At 42.2% G+C, this 18,885-nt stretch carries 19 protein-coding genes; 10 read left to right on the top strand and 9 right to left on the bottom strand.

Annotated elements, in window-relative coordinates; genetic code table 11:
- The 3 genes from V7K50_RS04065 to V7K50_RS04055 form a co-directional block, all read left to right on the top strand.
- A partial coding sequence (locus V7K50_RS04065) for a tetratricopeptide repeat protein (protein WP_334957518.1) occupies window positions 1-334 on the top strand: 334 nt, incomplete at its 5' end.
- Window positions 335-773: 439 nt separating this feature from the next.
- Entirely contained in the window at window positions 774-998 is a 225-nt protein-coding gene (locus tag V7K50_RS04060; protein ID WP_229484255.1) for a hypothetical protein, read from the top strand.
- Window positions 998-1,435, top strand: coding sequence for a putative toxin-antitoxin system toxin component, PIN family (locus tag V7K50_RS04055; protein ID WP_334957516.1), 438 nt, complete (start codon window positions 998-1,000; stop codon window positions 1,433-1,435). The genes V7K50_RS04060 and V7K50_RS04055 overlap by 1 nt, the downstream gene beginning before the upstream one ends.
- Window positions 1,436-1,512: 77 nt before the next feature.
- On the opposite strand, the gene V7K50_RS04050 is transcribed toward V7K50_RS04055, so the two are convergent.
- Window positions 1,513-1,635: a hypothetical protein gene (locus tag V7K50_RS04050; protein WP_334957514.1), complete on the bottom strand. Its 123-nt coding sequence runs from the start codon at window positions 1,633-1,635 to the stop codon at window positions 1,513-1,515.
- Between the two features lie 69 nt (window positions 1,636-1,704).
- Window positions 1,705-3,684 (bottom strand): DUF1565 domain-containing protein, encoded by a 1,980-nt coding sequence (locus V7K50_RS04045; RefSeq protein ID WP_334957512.1) that lies wholly within the window; start codon window positions 3,682-3,684, stop codon window positions 1,705-1,707.
- Between the two features lie 480 nt (window positions 3,685-4,164).
- On the opposite strand from V7K50_RS04045, the gene V7K50_RS04040 reads away from it, so the two are divergent.
- Together V7K50_RS04040 and thiS are read left to right on the top strand one after the other, a co-directional pair.
- A complete protein-coding gene (locus tag V7K50_RS04040; RefSeq protein WP_334957510.1) occupies window positions 4,165-5,280 on the top strand; it encodes a thiamine phosphate synthase in 1,116 nt (371 codons plus the stop codon).
- Window positions 5,281-5,361: 81 nt separating this feature from the next.
- Window positions 5,362-5,574 (top strand): sulfur carrier protein ThiS, encoded by a 213-nt coding sequence (gene thiS / locus V7K50_RS04035; RefSeq protein ID WP_334957508.1) that lies wholly within the window; start codon window positions 5,362-5,364, stop codon window positions 5,572-5,574.
- A gap of 251 nt (window positions 5,575-5,825) precedes the next feature.
- On the opposite strand, the gene V7K50_RS04030 is transcribed toward thiS, so the two are convergent.
- Together V7K50_RS04030 and V7K50_RS04025 are read right to left on the bottom strand one after the other, a co-directional pair.
- On the bottom strand, window positions 5,826-7,055 hold the full coding sequence (locus V7K50_RS04030; protein ID WP_334957506.1) for a glycosyltransferase family 4 protein: 1,230 nt from the start codon (window positions 7,053-7,055) through the stop codon (window positions 5,826-5,828).
- A 789-nt stretch (window positions 7,056-7,844) separates the two neighbouring features.
- Window positions 7,845-8,027, bottom strand: coding sequence for a hypothetical protein (locus V7K50_RS04025; protein WP_334957504.1), 183 nt, complete (start codon window positions 8,025-8,027; stop codon window positions 7,845-7,847).
- A 66-nt stretch (window positions 8,028-8,093) separates the two neighbouring features.
- On the opposite strand from V7K50_RS04025, the gene V7K50_RS04020 reads away from it, so the two are divergent.
- Window positions 8,094-9,077, top strand: coding sequence for a DUF1517 domain-containing protein (locus tag V7K50_RS04020; RefSeq protein ID WP_334957502.1), 984 nt, complete (start codon window positions 8,094-8,096; stop codon window positions 9,075-9,077).
- A gap of 104 nt (window positions 9,078-9,181) precedes the next feature.
- Here the strand turns inward: V7K50_RS04020 and V7K50_RS04015 are convergent, their stop codons facing one another.
- Together V7K50_RS04015 and V7K50_RS04010 are read right to left on the bottom strand one after the other, a co-directional pair.
- A complete protein-coding gene (locus V7K50_RS04015; RefSeq protein WP_334957500.1) occupies window positions 9,182-9,355 on the bottom strand; it encodes a hypothetical protein in 174 nt (57 codons plus the stop codon).
- Window positions 9,356-9,622: 267 nt separating this feature from the next.
- On the bottom strand, window positions 9,623-10,099 hold the full coding sequence (locus V7K50_RS04010) for a hypothetical protein (RefSeq protein ID WP_334957498.1): 477 nt from the start codon (window positions 10,097-10,099) through the stop codon (window positions 9,623-9,625).
- A gap of 221 nt (window positions 10,100-10,320) precedes the next feature.
- Between V7K50_RS04010 and V7K50_RS04005 the strand changes: the two genes are divergently transcribed.
- Window positions 10,321-10,701, top strand: a complete 381-nt coding sequence (locus tag V7K50_RS04005) for a calcium-binding protein (RefSeq protein ID WP_334957497.1) — start codon at window positions 10,321-10,323, stop codon at window positions 10,699-10,701.
- Between the two features lie 3 nt (window positions 10,702-10,704).
- On the opposite strand, the gene V7K50_RS04000 is transcribed toward V7K50_RS04005, so the two are convergent.
- From V7K50_RS04000 to folB, 3 genes are all read right to left on the bottom strand, one after another.
- Window positions 10,705-11,265: a sugar O-acetyltransferase gene (locus tag V7K50_RS04000; protein WP_334957495.1), complete on the bottom strand. Its 561-nt coding sequence runs from the start codon at window positions 11,263-11,265 to the stop codon at window positions 10,705-10,707.
- A gap of 19 nt (window positions 11,266-11,284) precedes the next feature.
- Window positions 11,285-12,574 (bottom strand): GGDEF domain-containing response regulator, encoded by a 1,290-nt coding sequence (locus V7K50_RS03995; RefSeq protein ID WP_334957493.1) that lies wholly within the window; start codon window positions 12,572-12,574, stop codon window positions 11,285-11,287.
- Window positions 12,575-13,577: 1,003 nt separating this feature from the next.
- Window positions 13,578-13,946 (bottom strand): dihydroneopterin aldolase, encoded by a 369-nt coding sequence (gene folB / locus V7K50_RS03990; protein WP_334957491.1) that lies wholly within the window; start codon window positions 13,944-13,946, stop codon window positions 13,578-13,580.
- Between the two features lie 56 nt (window positions 13,947-14,002).
- On the opposite strand from folB, the gene menD reads away from it, so the two are divergent.
- The 3 genes from menD to V7K50_RS03975 all read left to right on the top strand — a co-directional run bounded on the left by menD (window position 14,003) and on the right by V7K50_RS03975 (window position 18,670).
- A complete protein-coding gene (menD, locus tag V7K50_RS03985; protein WP_334957489.1) occupies window positions 14,003-15,859 on the top strand; it encodes a 2-succinyl-5-enolpyruvyl-6-hydroxy-3-cyclohexene-1-carboxylic-acid synthase in 1,857 nt (618 codons plus the stop codon).
- Window positions 15,860-16,398: 539 nt separating this feature from the next.
- A complete protein-coding gene (murJ, locus tag V7K50_RS03980) occupies window positions 16,399-18,003 on the top strand; it encodes a murein biosynthesis integral membrane protein MurJ (RefSeq protein WP_334957487.1) in 1,605 nt (534 codons plus the stop codon).
- A gap of 154 nt (window positions 18,004-18,157) precedes the next feature.
- Window positions 18,158-18,670, top strand: coding sequence for a hypothetical protein (locus V7K50_RS03975; RefSeq protein ID WP_334957485.1), 513 nt, complete (start codon window positions 18,158-18,160; stop codon window positions 18,668-18,670).
- Window positions 18,671-18,885 lie beyond the last annotated feature (215 nt).

Genomic DNA, 18,885 nt, shown 5'->3' with positions numbered 1-18,885 from the left:
GCAACGGCTGCTGGGAGAAGAGCATCCCGATGTCGCCACCAGTTACAACAACCTGGCAGGACTCTACGATTCCCAAGGACGGTACAGCGAAGCGGAACCACTGTATAAAAAAGCATTAGAACTCAGGCAACGGCTGCTGGGAGAAGAGCATCCCGATGTCGCCTCCAGTTACAACAACCTGGCAGGACTCTACAAATCCCAAGGACGGTACAGCAAAGCGGAACCACTGTATAAAAAAGCATTATCAATTGCTGAACTTAGCTTAGGAGTAGATCATCCCAGTACAGCCACTATCCGTGAAAATCTGAAATTGTTGGGAGATAATTATACTTAATGCTAGTGTAGTAAAAAAATTATAAATTATCTGTTCCTTTGATGAAACCGCGATCGCCTCTTCCACATTAGGGACTTCCAAGAAATAAATTATCCAAAGAAACGAACCACAGAGACAAGGCAGCGCGGTCTTGGGGGTTTCCCCCATGAGCGACTGCCGCGCAGAGAACACAGAGAGAAGATAAATACAGAGGATTTTAGCCTCAGTTTTGGGATATTTTTTTATTTGTAAGTCCCTTAGAAAAGCGATCGCTCTCTCAAGTAGATTGATATCATTTTGATCGGCGATTGCCAATGACAATCAAAAAAAGGATCTGACCTTCATATTTGCCAGACTGACTGCAACGAACGAATAAATACAAGTTGTCAATTCTTCTTGGGACTGATAGCGATCGCACAAACGCACTAAAATTTAAGAAACCATCATGATGGGTACTGACATGGTATCGATCCCAATTACTTTGGAACAACTGATTACGGCGGTACAACAGTTGCAGCCAGACGAACGAGCAAAAGTTGCTAGAGCCTTGATTCAAATAGATTTACGTTCAGATTTGACGGCTTTAATTCAAGAACTTTATGCCGAACCCCCCGTGAATGAGATTACAGACGATGAAATCAGGGCTGAAATTAAAGCTGTGCGTCAGCAATCCCAGCAGGTGTGATGTTGCGAGTGGTCATCGACACCAACATTTGGATTCGCATTTTACTCAAAGGGCAAGTTACATTGCCGATTTTGGCAGCATTTAATGAGGATAAATTCCAGTTGGTAATGAGTCAACCCCTCATGGAAGAACTCCATCTTGTTTGGAATCGCCCCCGTTTAAGAGAGCGGATTGACTCTAGTCAGGCGATTCGTCTAGAACAACAGTTGCAGTACCGGGCTTTATGGGTTGAGTTGAAAACTGTTCCGCCTAATTGTCGAGATCCCAAAGATTTACCTGTGTTGGCTACAGCCATTGATGGCAAAGCGGGGATTATCGTATCTGGGGATGATGACTTGCGGGCTGATGATGACTTGAGAGCGGTAATGGCAAGCTATGACATTCAGTTACTGGGTGTTAATTCTTTCCTGAAATATCTAGATGAAGGTGATGGATAGTGCGATCGCTCTTTTGATGAAACCGCGATTGCCTCCTCCACATTAGAAAAGCGATCGCTCTCTTAAGGCAATTGATTTCATTTTGACCGACGATCGCCTTTTGACCGACTTCCCAAAATACGAGCGCCCCCTTGACTAAAAGAGCGATGCCTCTTCCACATTAGAAAAGCGATCGCTCTCTCAAGTGGATCAATATTCATTTTGAGGTGCTTTTCTCGCTAATTCCATATCTTTTGCCCCATACCCCATTTCCAATGCCCAATGCCCAATTAATTCAACGGCTCCATAATGGCTCTTAAACCGTTGCTAGAGAGTTTTTTGAGCATTTCTTTAGCGTTATATTCACTGCTAAATACTCCTGCTTGCATAACTCTTTGGCCTTCCCAAACTGTGGGAAAGGCATCAGGAGCGATGAATCGTACTAAATCTTTATCCTGATCAGTTGCTAATGTCACTACTACCCGATAACGGACACCAAATTGTCTTGCAGAGTTACCATGATAGGGAATACTTGCAGAACTTGTTCGGATATTGCGAGTATTGGCAATAGGGATATTCTGATTGGGAAGTGGTAAAAGTGCTGAAGCACCTGGGGCAGCACTTTCTAGTATTGGTAATGGCTGCTGTGTTTGCTCCCTCATCCTTGGAATTGGTGGCTGTGCAACTGAATTGGATGGATACTCAGGGTTAGTAAACTCAATGGTATTAGGATCAATCTGCACATAATTTAACTGTGGTGTACCAAGCGGCTGTGCTGGACTGGAAGTTGCAACTTGATTCTCAGTTGGGAGTCTACCTGACAAGCTGCTAGGAGTAGGAAAACCAGCGACTCCAGAGGTGGGTGGTTGTTGATTGGATATAGGCGGGGAAAGTGTTACATTGGCTGGCACTAATGGTAGCAATTTACTGTTTAAGCGTGTAGAAACAGGATTATCTACTGAAATGCTGTTGCTAGTTTGCTGATTGGTAGTTTCAGAGATTTCGGGAGCCGAGAAGGTGAGTTCACCGTTTGCTGGTATTTCTCGTAAGACATTGTTGGGAACAGGTTGAGAATTTGGTGTTGCTAGTGCTGTTGTCTGGTTAATATCTACTTTGCCAGTGATGCGATCGCTCACCAGGTTGTTACCAGCAGCAGAAATCACCTGTTTTGCAGCGCTGGCGTTAATGTCGTAACGGGCATTATTTTGAAATTGATTACCCCCAGGTTCCGATGCAGTACCCAAATCTGGCATTGCTTGAGCGATCGCAACTAAACCATCTTCTTTATTATCTTGAATAGAATTATTCCGCAAAATCGGGCGGGCATTTGCTTGTACCACAATTCCCGATCTATTGTTCTGAATTTGATTGCTGATGATTACAGGAGCCGCATTTTGGGCAATATTAATGCCAAAACCCGTTTGATGAAAGACATTTTCTTTCACTTGGGGACTAGAGTTACCAGCAATTGTGATGCCATTGGCTCCATTACGATCAAAGTAATTCTTACTAATGGTGGGTGCAGCATTACCACTGACAGAAATCCCATCTTGGGTACTGCCAGTAAATGTATTTTCTGCGACTACCGGATTGCTAGATTCAATCCATAAACCGTAACCACGGGGGTTTGAGTTAGTCACCGTTACCCCAGAGAGCAAGGCTTGGTTTGCTCCCACAATGGCGACGTTTTGACCAGCAAAGCTGCGACTCAGGTAATCTCCACCTCCTTGAATGATAATGTCCTTACCTTGATTGCTAGGGTTGCCTTGAATTGAAACACCCGGTTTCAGCATTAAGGGAAATTCCTCCCCTGTCTCGGCGCTATAAGTGCCCGTGGAGAGCATAATTACAGTATTGGCGTTAGCTAATCGCAATGCTTGAGTAATTGTTTTCACCGGAGCCGATTCGCTGCCATTGCCTGCTTTGTCATCTCCGACATTTGGGTTGACAAACAGCACGTTAACCTGAGAGAGTGTTTTTTCACCCAGAGGTGCTGAATCTGCTGTCAATGGAATCTGAGCGATGCCAACTCTTGGAGAGGCTTCTTTTTCAGAGACGTTAACGCGTAGCTTGCTTCCACGAAGTGGTACGCCAACGGCGAGCTGCGCTAACGCGCTACCCAAGAACGCCATACTTGTCGCTCCTACGCATACGGTAAAAGATAATACTGAAAAACTAAAAAATAAAAGCCTTGCTGATTTCAGAAACTTCAGCTTTGCAAGCAGAACATCAAATTTAGGGTACTCAGTAAACACACGAGGGAAAATCATATTTAACACGACCCTTATCCTTAGAAGCAATAATAAATTCTTATACTCTTAGAAACCATTATGTCGATAATATTACTCACATATTTACCGATTGGCGATATTTAATACATAGTAATAAATGATATTAGACATCTCCAGAAATTAATTATGTGTTGCCTAAAATTCTTGGTAGGCACAATTGATGAATTGTACCTACGTCATTTTCACTCATAATATCTAATAGATATATGAGTGAATTAAATATGCGTTATCCAGAACCCTTGTAGAGAAGTAGCACTGCTACGTCACATTAGACATCTGGTGATTTGTCGGCTTGTCGTTTACTCTCAAATACTTGACTAAACTTAGTGCTAAACTGTAGCCTCAAACTACCCGATCGCTGTCTATAAGAACATGGGATAATTGACTATAACCCTAGCTACTACGTTGTTTTGCGTAGATTTAGCAAAAATTGAGTAAAAAAAAGCAAATTAATTAACTATGGTTACTAGGATATATGATAATTCACACTTCGATGAAAGCGCTAACGGGGTTGTTGTAATGGTCGAGCCATACAGCCAGAAAGAGCAAATACAGCAAGTTGTCTACCGCATTTTAGATGCCAATTTAGACCGCGCTCGTGAGGGGTTGCGAATTATTGAGGAATGGTGTCGATTTGGGTTGAATAATGCCCAGTTAGCTCTGGAATGTAAGCGCTTGCGACAAGAGGTAGCTAAGTGGCATACCTCGGAATTGCGGGCGGCGCGAGATACACCAGGCGATCCGGGAACTGAGTTAACCCATCCTCAGGAAGAACAACGAGCTAGTATCAAATCGGTGTTGCAAGCTAACTTTTGCCGGATAGAAGAAGCATTACGGGTGTTGGAAGAATACAGCAAGCTTTATGAGCCAAATATGGCTAAAGCTTGTAAGCAGATGCGCTATCAGGTTTATACCTTAGAAAGTAGTTTAATGGGTCATCAGCGCCATCAATTATTGTGGCGATCGCGTTTGTATCTTGTTACTTCCCCTAGTGAAACTTTGTTGAACAATGTCGAAGCGGCACTAAAAGGGGGATTAACGCTTTTACAATACCGCGACAAAACCAGTGATGATTCTTTGCGTCTGGAACAAGCGAGAAAATTACGGCAATTATGCCACATCTACGGCGCTTTATTCATTGTTAACGATCGCGTCGATTTAGCTTTAGCTGTCGATGCCGATGGGGTGCATCTGGGACAACAAGATATGCCCATTACCATTGCTCGGCAATTACTCGGTTCCCAGCGTTTGATCGGTCTTTCTACCACAAATAAAGAAGAAATGCAAGGAGCAATTGCTCAAGGTGTAGATTACATTGGCGTGGGGCCAGTTTATGAAACTCCCACGAAAGTAGGTAAAGCAGCAACAGGGCTAGAATATGTCAGCTATGCTGCTAAAAATTGCTCAATTCCCTGGTTTGCCATTGGGGGAATCGATGCCAATAATATTAATGATGTGATCGATGCTGGGGCTGAACGTGTAGCGGTGGTGCGATCGCTCATGCAAGCCGAACAGCCTACCCTCGTGACGCAATATTTGCTCTCGCAACTAAATCGCATTAAACCAGAATTTTAAAAGAGTCATTAGTCATTTGTCATTAGTAAATAACCAATGCCCAATGCCCCATTCCCCAGTCCCCATTCCCCATTCCCCATTATGTCTAACGAGATTACGATTCAGGTAAATGGGGAAACCCATAACTGCTCGTTTCAAACTTCTTTACCAGACTTACTTCAACAGTTGGGTTTTAGTCCCCGCTTAGTGGCTGTAGAGTATAACGGCGAAATTTTACACCGCCAGTTTTGGCCGGAAACAAAAGTGCAACCAGGCGATCGCTTAGAAGTTGTTACTATTGTCGGTGGTGGTTAGTTCAAGTCACAAGACTTAGATCCCCGACTTCTTAGAGAAGTCGGGGATCTCGTTGTTCACCAATGATTTAAGTAGGGCTATAATTCCTAATTATAGCAACGGACAAGGAGGTTAGGACATTAACTGATGATAAAACCTATACATATAAAGACTTTCAAGCCAGTCCCTAGTCCCCAGCGATGCACTGAGCTTGTCGTTGGCGCAGCCTCTCGTAGAGAAGTGTCCCCAGTCCCTAGTCCCCAGCTATATCATCAAATCGCGTTCCTGTCTTCTGATTTGTAAAGCGATCTGTGAAGGGTTCGACCCTTGGCTAATTCTTTACCTTTGCGGCCAAGTTGCTCACGTAGTTCCTGATCTTTGCACAACCGATTGAAAGCTTGAAACACTTCATAACCAGAGTTGGGATTAACTAGTATGCCATTTTCTTCATGGTGAACTGTGTCTAGAACACCGCCCAAACGAGGCGCAATTACAGGCTTCCCAAAGTAACTTGCTTCTAAATAAACTACACCAAAACCTTCCACACTATTAGCTTTAGTATCTAATAAAGTCAGCATGGCAAATATATCACAGGCTGCATAATAACCTGCCAATTTTCGCTCTGGCACATATCCGGCAAAGTGTACACGTTTATCTACCCGCAAACGATGCGCCAGAGATTTCAGTTGCGATTCACTTGACCCTTCTCCGCAAACTATATAGTGGACATCGACCCCAAAAGTTAGCAATAGTGGGATGTTATCAATTACTCGGTCGAAACCTTGATGTTTTACTAAGCTGCCGATGGAGAGAATAACTATTGCTGATTCGGGAATGTTGTACGTCTGACGCATGCGAACACGTAAATCATCAAGGCTACTGGGACTCGCTAGATTATTACCAAATTTTTCTGGTCTGATTACTGGGTTAATAACGTGGGTAGGAGTATCTAATCGCAAAGCGGTTCTGAGATAGTCTCTTGTATAAGAACTGTTACAAACAATACCTTCGGCTCTATGAAGTGTTAATCTAAATAGCGATCGCAGCACAGGATTGTGTAAAGTACAAAGAAGATCATTGCCGTGCAGATAGATAAAAAAGCGAATAGGTAACAAATAGCTCAATAGCAACAGTGAAGGAAAATCATAGCCGTGACCCCATTCTATATAACGGTAGTGATAGCGAAAATAGAGTTTAATTGCTAGTACAAATGAGCAGACGATATTGACCAAAGGCCTTAGGATACTTCCCAAAAAGCTACTATGCCAGTATGTAGGATAAAACCAGCGATATATGGGAAACTGTTGACCTTCATCAAATACTTGATCTCCTGAGCAACTAGCCGCCAGCACAATCACTCGTTCTGGATCTTGGAGACAGCGATTGTACATATATTCCCCAATTACAGCTTCTTTCGGTAGGAAGATCCGGGATATGACTAGGATATCTGGGTATGCAGCTTTGTCTTTGATTTCGGCTGTTAGTTGAGAAATATGTTCCATAATAAAGTTGATGACTAGATTTCAAATAATTTTTAATTTATTTACAATTAGGATTACTTTAAAAGCCACTAATTATTATTTTATTTCTTTTAAAACGAATGTGGTGGACAAATTTACAGCCGATTTTAGAAGATTGACCAAAAAGATTGTTTTTTTATTGTATTGATTTGATTTTTGCTGTCAATTTCTCACTACTTGAGAATTTCTGTGCATGATGAACAATAAATAAAAGCTAGTACTTATAGCCAAATTCCTCAGTGAACAACTGTGGCGAAAATTATGAAATTTAGCTACTTCAATACAAATAATATCCTAAATACTCTAGGCTGTTGTGCCAAAATGCCAAAAACCTGGGTAAGTGTTTGGTAGCTATCTAGTGTCTATCTGGTTTGAGTGATAGGCATTATGGACATTTAATAGGCTGCTATATATAAGTAAATACAATTATCAAAAATGTATTAAAAAGCGATAGTGTAAAGGCAATTCATGTAGACGCAAAGCGGCTTCCCGTAGGGTATTGCCCCTACATCTGAAATCAGGATTTCGGCTATTGTTTGGGTAAGTCATGTTTTTTACTCAGTACTGGATTAAAAAAATTAGTCAAAATAATCACTAAAAATCTAAATAGTCTGTATAATTCAAAACTGTAGTCTGAAAGTGCTATTCCAAGATGTCGCAACAATTGGGCGACACCGATAGCGTTCGCGTAGCGTCTCCAAGAGTTGCGTTAGCGAGTCCGCGTTTGCTTTTAGCGTCTGTCTGCGACACGCTGCGCGAACGTAAAGAGCGTCATAGCCCGTCGTAGACATCGCAAATTTCTGCGATCGTGAACGTGTCTTCAGGTACGGTTCCCCAGTCGAGAAATCCCCCCTGCGATCGCTGCCTACTCAAGATAAGACGCGGTAAATTGAATATGTAGCCTCTAAAAATTAAGGCAACAAACTTGCTATTACGGGCTGATCCTAGTGACATACCGTAAGACTCTTAAGAGCATGGGGATAAATCATAAATAATTTCTGTTTTCCAAGCGATTGTATTATGCGTAAAAAACTACAACAAACCATCAAACCTCTGTTAAAAACCTTCTTAGCCCTAAGCCTGGTGTTAGCTTTGGCTCTTGGTCATGCCGATGGAGCATTAGCAGCCCGCAGTGGGGGTCGCATCGGTGGTGGCTCCTTTAGAGCGCCTTCCACTCGCACTTATGCGCCTCCTGGTGGTGGGGGCGGATACTACCCTGGTGGTGGTTTTGGTGGTGGCTTTGGTGGTGGCTTTGGCTTTCCCTTCCTAATTCCCTTCTGGGGTATTGGGGGAGGATTTGGTGGTATATTTACCATCTTAATCTTCTTGGCGATCGCTAATTTCTTATTGCAAACTTTCCGCCGCGTCTCTAGCGGTGAAACTGAAGAAGTAGATTACAGCAGCAACTCTCCGGTTTCTGTAACTCGTTTGCAAGTAGGTTTGTTAGCTCAAGCCCGGGAATTGCAAAATGAACTCAACCACATTGCTGAAACTGCTGATACTAACACCCCAGAGGGCAGAGCAGAAGTTCTCCAAGAAGCCAGCCTCGCTTTACTCCGCCATCCCGAATACTTTGTATATGCAGGTGGTGGCACTCAACAAGCCAGTTTAAATTCAGCAGAAGGTCAGTTTAATCGGCTGTCACTGGCAGAACGCAGCAAGTTTAGCGAAGAAACTCTTTCTAATGTCAACAACCAGCTAAAAGCAGCCCTTGCTAAAGATGCCTTACCGCCGGCTGGTGAACTCGACAACCCCACCCGCCTATTTACCGAAGGACCTGGTGAATACATTATTGTCACCTTGTTGGCGGCGACATTAGGTAAGTTTCAAATCCCCACAGCGATTAACAGCGCTGATGATTTGCGTCAAGCTTTGCGGCAAATTGGTAGTATCCCTAGCGACAAGCTTCTGGCAATTGAAGTTCTTTGGACTCCCCAAGCTGAAAATGACACCCTGACATCTGATGATGTGTTGGCAAATTATCCTGATTTGAGACTTGTTTAATTTCGGAAAAATTTCGCGCTTTAGCGCTAAGAAAAAACTATAACTAGAAAACCGCTTGTCATTGACAGGCGGTTTTTTGTAAAACAGACCGCAATACGGTTCGGTTAAGGCAAGAGACGCGATAAATCGCGAATAATTGTTTCTACTTGCGCTAGTGAGGCAACAAGACTAGTTTTGCAAAGTCCACTAATAGCGTCGGAAATCTCTACATCCAAAGCATTACAAATGAGTGTTAGTGCTTCTACTAGGGAACGAAAAGTTGCTTGTTTGCCACTCATAGCAGTTGAATTAGAAGTAGCAACAGCATCGCCTATTAAAGTGTAAAGAAATTATAAGGTAACTAAAAACACCACATTAAAAGTATGTGTTCACCTACATATAGGACTCATATAGGATTCATATTTGATTGCGTGAAAAATACGTAGGGGAGCCAATCGCGCGGGCGGGTTTCCCGACTTGAGCGAACTGGCGTTGCGTTATAAAGAAGTTTAAGGCACCAGATTAAGGTCTTGGTGCGTTAGCCTACGGCATAACACACGCTACTTTTATCGAGCAGCAGCAGCAATAGCCGCCGCATCGCCCGCAACTGTTTCTGCTATGGCTATTGACCTAGCAAGACTAGTTTTGCCAGGTCCACTAATAGCGTCGGAAGTCGCTACAGTCAAAGCATTACGAAGGAGTGTTAGTACTTCTGCTAGGGGACGAGCAGTAAGAAAAAAAATAGGAATACCAGCAAGATTCTCATCGTTAATAGCATTGACTATTAAAGATTGGGCCTCAGCGATAGCCTTAGCTACAACGATTTTACCGGGGCCACCAACAGCATTTGAATTAGCAGCAGCAGCAGCACGTAATGCTATTTGGGCTTTGGCTATTGCTCTAGTAAACGCCAAAGTATTTGGTTTTGGTGTTGGTTTTACTGTTGGTGTTGGTGATGGTGTTGTAGCAAACGCAGAACTAGAGAAAGTAACGAGAGAAGCGAGAGTTAAAGCAGCAACTTTGCGGAAATTTCCGTTAATCATCTTTTTAGCTCTTGAGAGTTGGACTTTGGTTTATGTAAAATGCTTCTTGTGAATCTCCATCTCAGATTTTTTACATCAAAAGTCCACTAATTGCACAACTCTTTACAAAAATTCTCTCTCTTCTCTAACTTTCCGTAACTATCCGCTTAGTAGAGGCGTACATCTGTCCGCCCCGACTTTGGTAATATTATCAAATTGCAGTATACGCAAAGTGTTATCTTATGCCTAGTGTTGAACCCGACGAAAACCGAGAGCATCGCATTAAAACAGAGATCATTATAGATGCTGAAGACAAAGAAGAACGGGCTATGGGTTGGTATTACTACCTCGAAGAGACTCTGAATTTTCCCTTTCTGGCTAAATGGACTAAGAAGGGACGCAAATCAGCTTCTACTGAAGAGAAGCAAGTCGAAGTGCTGGGAATGGCCCCAGATGATGAATGTTTAAAAGATATGCTTGTAGAAGTGGCTTATATTGGTGGTAAGGATGAAGATGTATATTCTGCAAAATTATCTGAAATAGCAGCCATTGATGCTGACAGTGAAACTCAAGATGCGATCGCAGACTGGCTCTATTGGATTGCTAGAGGATACAAGTTTTAAATTCTAGGACAAATACCGAATGACGCGGCAGGGATTGCCAGCAGCGACAACATTATCAGGTATATCTTTGACAACTACACTGCCAGCACCAATGGTTGTATTATCACCAATAGTGACACCTGGACAAATAATTGCACTACCACCAATCCAGACATTATTACCAATATTAATTGGGGCAGCTAATTCTCTACCAGAAAGACGAATTTCTGGCTCTGTAGGATGATAAGCCGTATAAATTTGCACATAAGGAGCGCACAAGACATTTTCGCCAATGTGAACTGTATTGCAGTCTAAAATTACACAGCCATAGTTCATATACAATCTGTCGCCAGCGAAAATATTACTGCCATAGTCACAGTGAAAAGGTGGCACAATTGATACTTTATCACCGATCTTTCCAAATAATTCTTGCAGAATTTGCTGCCGTTGCTCTTGCTGTTCTTCAGTTGTAGAATTGTAACTTCGCAACAGACGGCTGGCTCGCTTACTTTCGGCAGCCAATTCTGGATCTTCCGCCAGATACAATTCGCCTGCAAGCATTTTCTGTTTTTCGGTTTTTTCCATGACTGACTTCTGGGGCTAATTAACTAAATATGGTATAAGTAGCTTTTCCCTGCCGTTTAGCTCGGTACATAGCAATATCAGCATCGCGCAACACAGTTGCAGGCTCATCATAATTAGAATTACTAAAATTCCAAGTAATACCAATGCTAGCTGTAGTAGATAATTGATAGCCATTGAGGTTTAGTGTCAATCGTAAGGAGTCTTGAATACGTTTGGCAATATTGGTAGCGTCGGTAATGTCTTTAATATCCTCCAAGAGAATAGTAAACTCGTCACCACCAAATCGTGCTACAGTATCCCAACCACGTAAGCATGACTCTAAACGTCTAGCGATCGCTACTAAAAAATCATCCCCGATTCCATGCCCGAAGCGATCGTTAATCTCTTTGAAGCCATCTAAATCTAAAAATAAAACTGCAAAATAATAATCGCTTTTGCGTTTGCTACGTTCAATGGTTTGTCTGAGACGATCTAAAAATAAAACCCGATTTGGTAATGCTGTCAGCCCATCATAAAAAGCATTGTGGATCAGCTGTGCCTCTGTCTGCTTGCGTTTAGTGATGTCTTGAAAAACTAAAACTGCGCCAGTAATATGGCCATTTGGATCGCGGATGGGTGCAATATTATCTCCAATGGCTATTTCTTTGCCATCTTTGGTAATTATTATACAGTTTTCTGGTAAGTTTACAACTTCACCTGCTTCGATTACATAAGTGGCTAAATTTCCAATTGTTTCTCCTATATCTTTGTCAACTAATTTAACGACTTCTACTAAATTTTTACCGGACGCTTCACTTTGCTTCCAACCAGTGATTAGTTCTGCTATGGGATTGATCATCTGAATACAACCATTTGTAGATGTCACAATCACTCCACAGCCCATACTGTTAATAATTGCCCTCAGTCTCTGTTTTTCTTCGTGTAATATCTTTTTGCTCTGATGTTTGTACAAAGCCATTTCAATTGCAAAATGTAAATCGCTTTCAATAAATGGTTTGACTATATAACTAAAAGCCTCACTTAACTGATTCTTTTGTAATGTTTTATCTTCCGAACACTCTGTTAGATATACCACAGGTACATGAAGGCGATTCTGAATAATATCCGCTACGTCTATACCGTCAATCTCCCCAGCTAGACAGATATTAATTAGTACTAAGTTTGGATGAGTTTCTGCTACCTTTTTTATTGCCTCTTCACCAGAATTAGTTATTTCTGAAACGGAATAACCTAATTTTTGCAAACTGTTTCTAATATTTGAGGCTAGGATTTTCTCATCCTCAACAACTAGGATTTTTCGGGTGAACATCTGATGATAAATTGTTTGCTAAGGTTCAGATTTTTGTTCTGAGTATTAACTCAATCTAAAGTTCATTATCTTATCATAAACAATGCCTAACTACCTTGTTTTATTACTTAAGGTAAAACTGACTAACTATCAAATAGCATCATATTAGTAACCTCCAATAGTTTATATACTTATCAAAACTAATTCTGATGAGTTCATCCAGTTAATATCATGCCATTAACATCAAGTACAAACTACCATGTAATTACGAGCAATCAAAAACTAATTTTTAAAAATATGCAATGTTTTTTTGTCACCGAAGCATAAATACTAACTATAGTACTTATGTAAAAATTAATCAAGAACAAAAGTTCATAAAAAAGCAGTATACTACTCTCATTTAAGTTAAGGAAAATAATCTAGCGTATCTTATGTATGTGTATAAAAAAATATTGCCTAAATTACAACTAAAAATTAATTATTATAGCGGTTCTCGTTCACGTGAGTTACACCCGTAGGGGCAATTCATGAATTGCCCCTACGGGTGGCGATATAGTTTTGTACCGCATCTGAGTGGGAACCGCTATATCTGGAATTAAAAAGTTTAATATGACTTTCCCTTCAAATAGTTTTTGTTTCAGTTAGAGTCTAAATTTGGGTCTGAAACTGTCTTAAATTGTGAATGGTCAGAGATGATATTACTTAGAACTATTTATCGCTTCTGATTAATACTTAATCACAAATCTTGTGATCTGAAAATATGCAAGTCAAATGCTCATCAGCAGATCACAGGATTTTTTAGTTTTTTGATAACGAGCCGGTGCTGGGGGCAATGGCAGGAAAGATTCTCTTTGTGAGATACTTCCACGCTCTACCTAAACCGCCTCTCTTTGCTAGCTTATAGGTATTAGACATCTCCAGAAATTAAATCTGCGTTACCCAGAACTCTTGTTTTGACGTAGCAGTGCTACGTCAAAACAATTCTTTTTCGGAGATGTCTAATTTCTAAAACACGTTTTGTGATTTAGAGATTAGACTTACTTTTAGTCAGTTCAATGCTAATTTTGCCACCAAAGTCTGGAATAGGTGCGGCAGGTTTGCTCAGAATGACTTGGACTTTTGTTACACGATCGCATTCTTGGAGGATAGAATCTGCGATCGTTGTTACCAATTTCTCTACTAAAGCAAATTTAGACGTTTTAACTAGATGTTGTATCAAGCTAATAACACTGCGATAATCTACAGTATTGGCGATCGCGTCAGTCTTGGCCGCTGTGGAGATATCCAACCATAACTTGACATCCACCTCAAACCATTGTCCTAGCACCTGTTCTTCTTGTAGATACCCAGTGTAGCCATAGCAGCGAATTCCCGTTAAATAAATGCAGTCCATAAAAGTTTGAGAGGAAACGAACGAACTCTTTTTCTGGTAGAATTGTACATCTAGCTATGTTTGATTTGATGCCGATCGCTTATAGGAACATTAATCAACTTTGGGCTTATATTTTAACAGAGACGTTAAAGCGATTGGGATTGAGTTGTGCCATCATTTGTCCGGGATCGCGCTCTACACCCTTAGCAGTCGCCTTTGCTCAACAAGCACCTGAGATTGAAGCGATTTCCATTCTTGATGAACGTTCCGCCGCTTTTTTTGCCTTGGGACAAGCGAAAGCAACCGGACGCCCTGTGGTACTAGTTTGCACCTCTGGGACAGCAGGAGCAAATTTTTATTCAGCAGTGATTGAAGCCTCATATAGTCGCGTACCACTGTTGATATTAACCACCGATAGACCGCCAGAATTGCGAGATTGTCATTCTGGGCAAACTGTAGATCAATTGAGATTATATGGAAACTACCCAAATTGGCAAACAGAGTTAGCCTTACCCTCTGCGGATCTGGGAATGCTTGCTTATCTGCGACAAGTGGTAATTCATAGTTGGGAAAGGGCGCAAACTCCGACAAAGGGGCCAGTACATTTGAATATTCCCTTTCGCGATCCCTTAGCGCCTGTTCCTGATGGAACTGACTTGAGTTATTTACAATCACAATTTCACCCAAAAGACTTTTTCGCAGGAATAGCAAATACTACCCTATTCCCAATGCCCCATACTTCGGCTTACCTCGGCTCCGCCCTGCGGCTACGCTCAGGACAGGCTCGGCACAAGTCGCTCAGTACAAGTGCCCCATACTTCGGCTACGCTCAGTACAAGTGCCCAATGCCCAAAGATTGGAAAGAATGCGATCGCGGCATAATTATCGCAGGTGTTGCCCAACCACAGCAACCACAGGAATATTGTCGAGCGATCGCGCACCTTTCCCAAACTCTCAAATGGCCTGTGCTAGCAGAGGGACTTTCCCCAGTCAGAAATTATGCCGAACTCAACCCCTATTTGATTTCCACCTATGACCTGATTTTGCGAAATCAGCAACTAGCAAAGCAGTTAACGCCCGAAATGGTAATTCAGGTGGGAGAAATGCCTACTAGTAAAGAACTGCGTACCTGGATAGATGCAACCCAACCACGACGCTGGATAATTGATCCCAGTGACCAAAACCTTGATCCTTTGCACGGGAGAACAACGCATTTACGGATATCTGTAGAAGACATCAAAGTAGAGGAGATAAATTTATCTTCCTCCTCCGACTATGGAAAGAAATGGTGTGATGCAGAAGCTAAGGTTAGGTTAGTTGTTGACCAGACGATGGGGAAAATAGATGAAATCATTGAGAGTAAAGCCGCTTGGTTAATTTCTCAGATTTTACCGCCAGAAACACCTCTATTTATTGCCAATAGTATGCCCGTGCGGGATGTGGAATATTTCTGGAAACCGAATAATTTAAGAGTGCGATCGCACTTTAACCGGGGTGCAAATGGCATAGATGGCACATTATCTACAGCTTTAGGAATTGCCCATCGCCAGCAAAGTAGTGTGATGTTAACCGGAGATTTGTCTCTGTTACATGACACCAATGGTTTTTTAATCCGCAATAAGTTTGTTGGGCATCTGACAATTGTATTAATTAACAATAATGGTGGTGGCATTTTTGAAATGTTACCCATCGCCAAATTTGAGCCGCCATTTGAAGAGTTTTTTGGCACTCCCCAAGATATTGATTTTGCTCAGTTGTGCGCGACTTATAATGTGGAGCATGAATTAATTACTTCTTGGGAACAATTACAGCAAAGATTAAACCCACTTCCAAGTAAGGGACTTCGGGTTTTGGAGTTGCAGACAAATCGCAAAAAAGATGCTCAGTGGCGACAGGAAAATTTGCGGAAGTTTGCTGCGGATATTGTAATTTAACTAATTCGTAATTGGTAATGACGCTCTCTATTAGACGCTGCGCCTAGCTTGCTTCCCTGTAATACCAATTCTGTATGAAGATGCGCTAAAGCATATTTAAGTACAAGAAATAAAAACGAACCGCAAAGTCCGCAAAGGACACAAAGAAAGAAGTTAAAAGGGTTTGGCGCAGCCTCACAAAGAAATCGTATAAGGGACTTACAAATAAAAAAACATCCCAAATTTTCTTGTGGGATGGGTGTCCCCACCCGTCCCATATTCAGGGCGGGCAAGGATGCCCACCCCACAAGATGGATAATTTATTTCTTGCAATTCCATAAGGGTACGCGGACAGGAGAAAGCGTGACGCTAAGGTAATTCGTAATGACGCAACTTGTAATTCGCTGTATCATAGCAATCTCAGAGAGCGATCGCTTCGCCTTCACCCTTAGCGATCGCACTTAAAATGACTAATTTATCAAAAATTACCTGACAGAGTGGGGAATTTCAGGTTAAATGTTTAAAAGTATGCACTCTGCAAGAGTTGTCGGGTATTATTCGTGACACAACAAGACCAAAAACCCTCTCGTTCTTTCGCTGGAATTGCTGGCATTGTTGCCGCAGCCACATTAATTAGTAAAATCTTCGGTTTAGTGCGGCAGCAAGCGATCGCTGCCGCTTTTGGTGTTGGTGCTGCTGCCACTGCCTATAGTTACGCCTATATTATCCCTGGCTTTCTATTGATCTTACTCGGTGGTGTCAATGGACCATTACACAGTGCAGTTGTCAGCGTTTTAGCCAAGCGGCGGCGAGAAGAAGCGGCTCCCTTAGTAGAAACGGTGACAACGCTGGTAGCTGGATCGCTGTTGTTGGTGACAGTGGCTCAAATTTTATTTGCGGATGCGATCGTGGATCTAGTTGGTCATGGTTTGGAGCCGACAACCAGAGCGATCGCTATTCAACAGCTCCGCATTATGGCACCAATGGCTTTATTTGCCGGATTAATTGGCATTGGCTTCGGTACTCTCAATACGGCCAATCAATATTGGTTACTCTCCATTAGTCCTTTATTATCCAGTATTACCGTTGTTGCCGGTCTGGGAATCTTGGCTATGCAACTGGGCAAAGATATCATTAAACCGGAATACGCTTTAATTGGTGGAATGGTATTAGCTTGGGGAACTTTAGCGGGAGCCGTTCTCCAGTGGCTAGTGCAGTTAATTGTCCAGTGGCGGTTAGGATTGGGCACATTACGCCTACGGTTTGATTTTAAATCCCCAGGCGTTCAAGAAGTAATTAAAATCATGACTCCGGCAACAGTTTCTTCTGGAATGATGCCAATTAATGTTGCCACTGACCTTTATTTTGCTAGTCCGATTCCTGGGGCGGCAGCAGGATTTAACTATGCCAATCTATTAGTCCAAACTCCCTTGGGGATTATTTCTAATATTATTTTGCTGCCCCTATTACCGATATTTGCCAAACTAGCCGGCCCCGAAAATTGGCCAGACCTAAAATCACGCATTCGCCAAGGACTCCTACTCACAGCCTTTACCATGCTACCGCTAGGGGCGCTGATGGTGGCGCTATCTCTACCTATTGTGCAGGTGGTATATGAGCGCGGTGCTTTTAAGCCAGAAGCCACAGAGCTAGTTTCATCATTGTTAGTGGCTTATGGAATTGGGATGTTTGTCTATTTGGGGCGTGATGTTTTAGTGCGGGTATTTTATGCCTTGGGCGATGGACAGACACCTTTTCGCATCAGTACTTTTAACATCTTGCTCAACATCATATTAGATTGGTTTTTCGTGAAACCTTTTGGCGCTCCCGGTTTGGTGTTGGCAACAGTGGGCGTGAATTGTAGCTCAATGTTAATGCTGTTATGGTTGCTCGATCGCAAACTCAATGGTTTACCTTGGCGGGAGTGGAGTTTGCCGATTTTGGGTTTGGCTGCTGGTAGCGTTGTCACTGGGGTTGCAAGTTATGGGACATTGGTTATTTGTCAGCAATTCTTAGGTAAAGAAGGTTTGCTGATTCTGGTGTTGGAGTTGTGTATATCTGGCTTCGTGGGGCTTGCGGTGTTTGCTGCGATCGCTTCTTGGCTGAAAATACCAGAGGTGAATATTTTTATATCTCGTCTCAGTCAACGCTTTTTGAAGAAATAATTGTCATTTGAATTTTTCACTTAGTACACCCAACCGGGTGAGAAATAATTCAGCCACTTGGGGGAACCAGCTGTGCGAGGTGACATTTTGTAAAAAAAGAGATTGTAGTACTAGAGAACATTGATTTTACTTAACTCTAGTGAGAATTAATTCTATGAAACTTACAAAATTAGCTGCCTCTGTACTTGGTGTTGCTTCCATTGTCCTTTCAGCCGGCATTGCATCTGCTCAAACAGCTGGCACAAACGCTAACTATATTGGTGCTGGTGTTGCTGTTGGTGCAACCAGTGGCGGACAAGGAAACGATGAAGCGCAAATTGGTGGTAATATCCAAGGACGTTACGCCGTTCCCAAGACACCTCTTTCATTACGGGGTTCTGCGCTGTATGGTGGTGATGCTGCTGCAATTATGCCCATAGTGACTTACGATGCCCCCATCGCCAAAAATACTAATGTTTACTTCGGTGGTGGTTATTCTTTTGTAACTGACGAAGGTCAAAAAACCCCATTGGGCAATCAGAATGCACCTGTAGTCACCCTTGGTATTGAATCAGAAGTTAGCAACCATGTGATTGCTTATGGCGATACTAAATGGGGTATTGATGCCTACAGAAATAGTGATGCTGATGCCCTCAGTTTCCAAGCCGGATTAGGCTATCGCTTCTAGGATTACAAGCTAGGGAATGACAAATAAATGAGTAATGAGTAATAAGTAATGAGTAATAAGTAATGAGTAATACCTATTACTTATTACTCATTACTTCAAAATCAAAGACAGTTGGAGTCGCAGGGTGAAATACACCAAGACTCAAACTACATAAAGCTTTGAGGAAATGAAATCTCACTCTGTATGAAAATGAGAATCATTATGAGGGGGGAGTT

Origin of the sequence: Nostoc sp. (assembly GCF_036917135.1) — a bacterium.
In the GTDB taxonomy this organism is placed as follows: Bacteria; Cyanobacteriota; Cyanobacteriia; order Cyanobacteriales; family Nostocaceae; genus Nostoc.
This window is presented reverse-complemented; position numbering and strand designations above follow the sequence as displayed.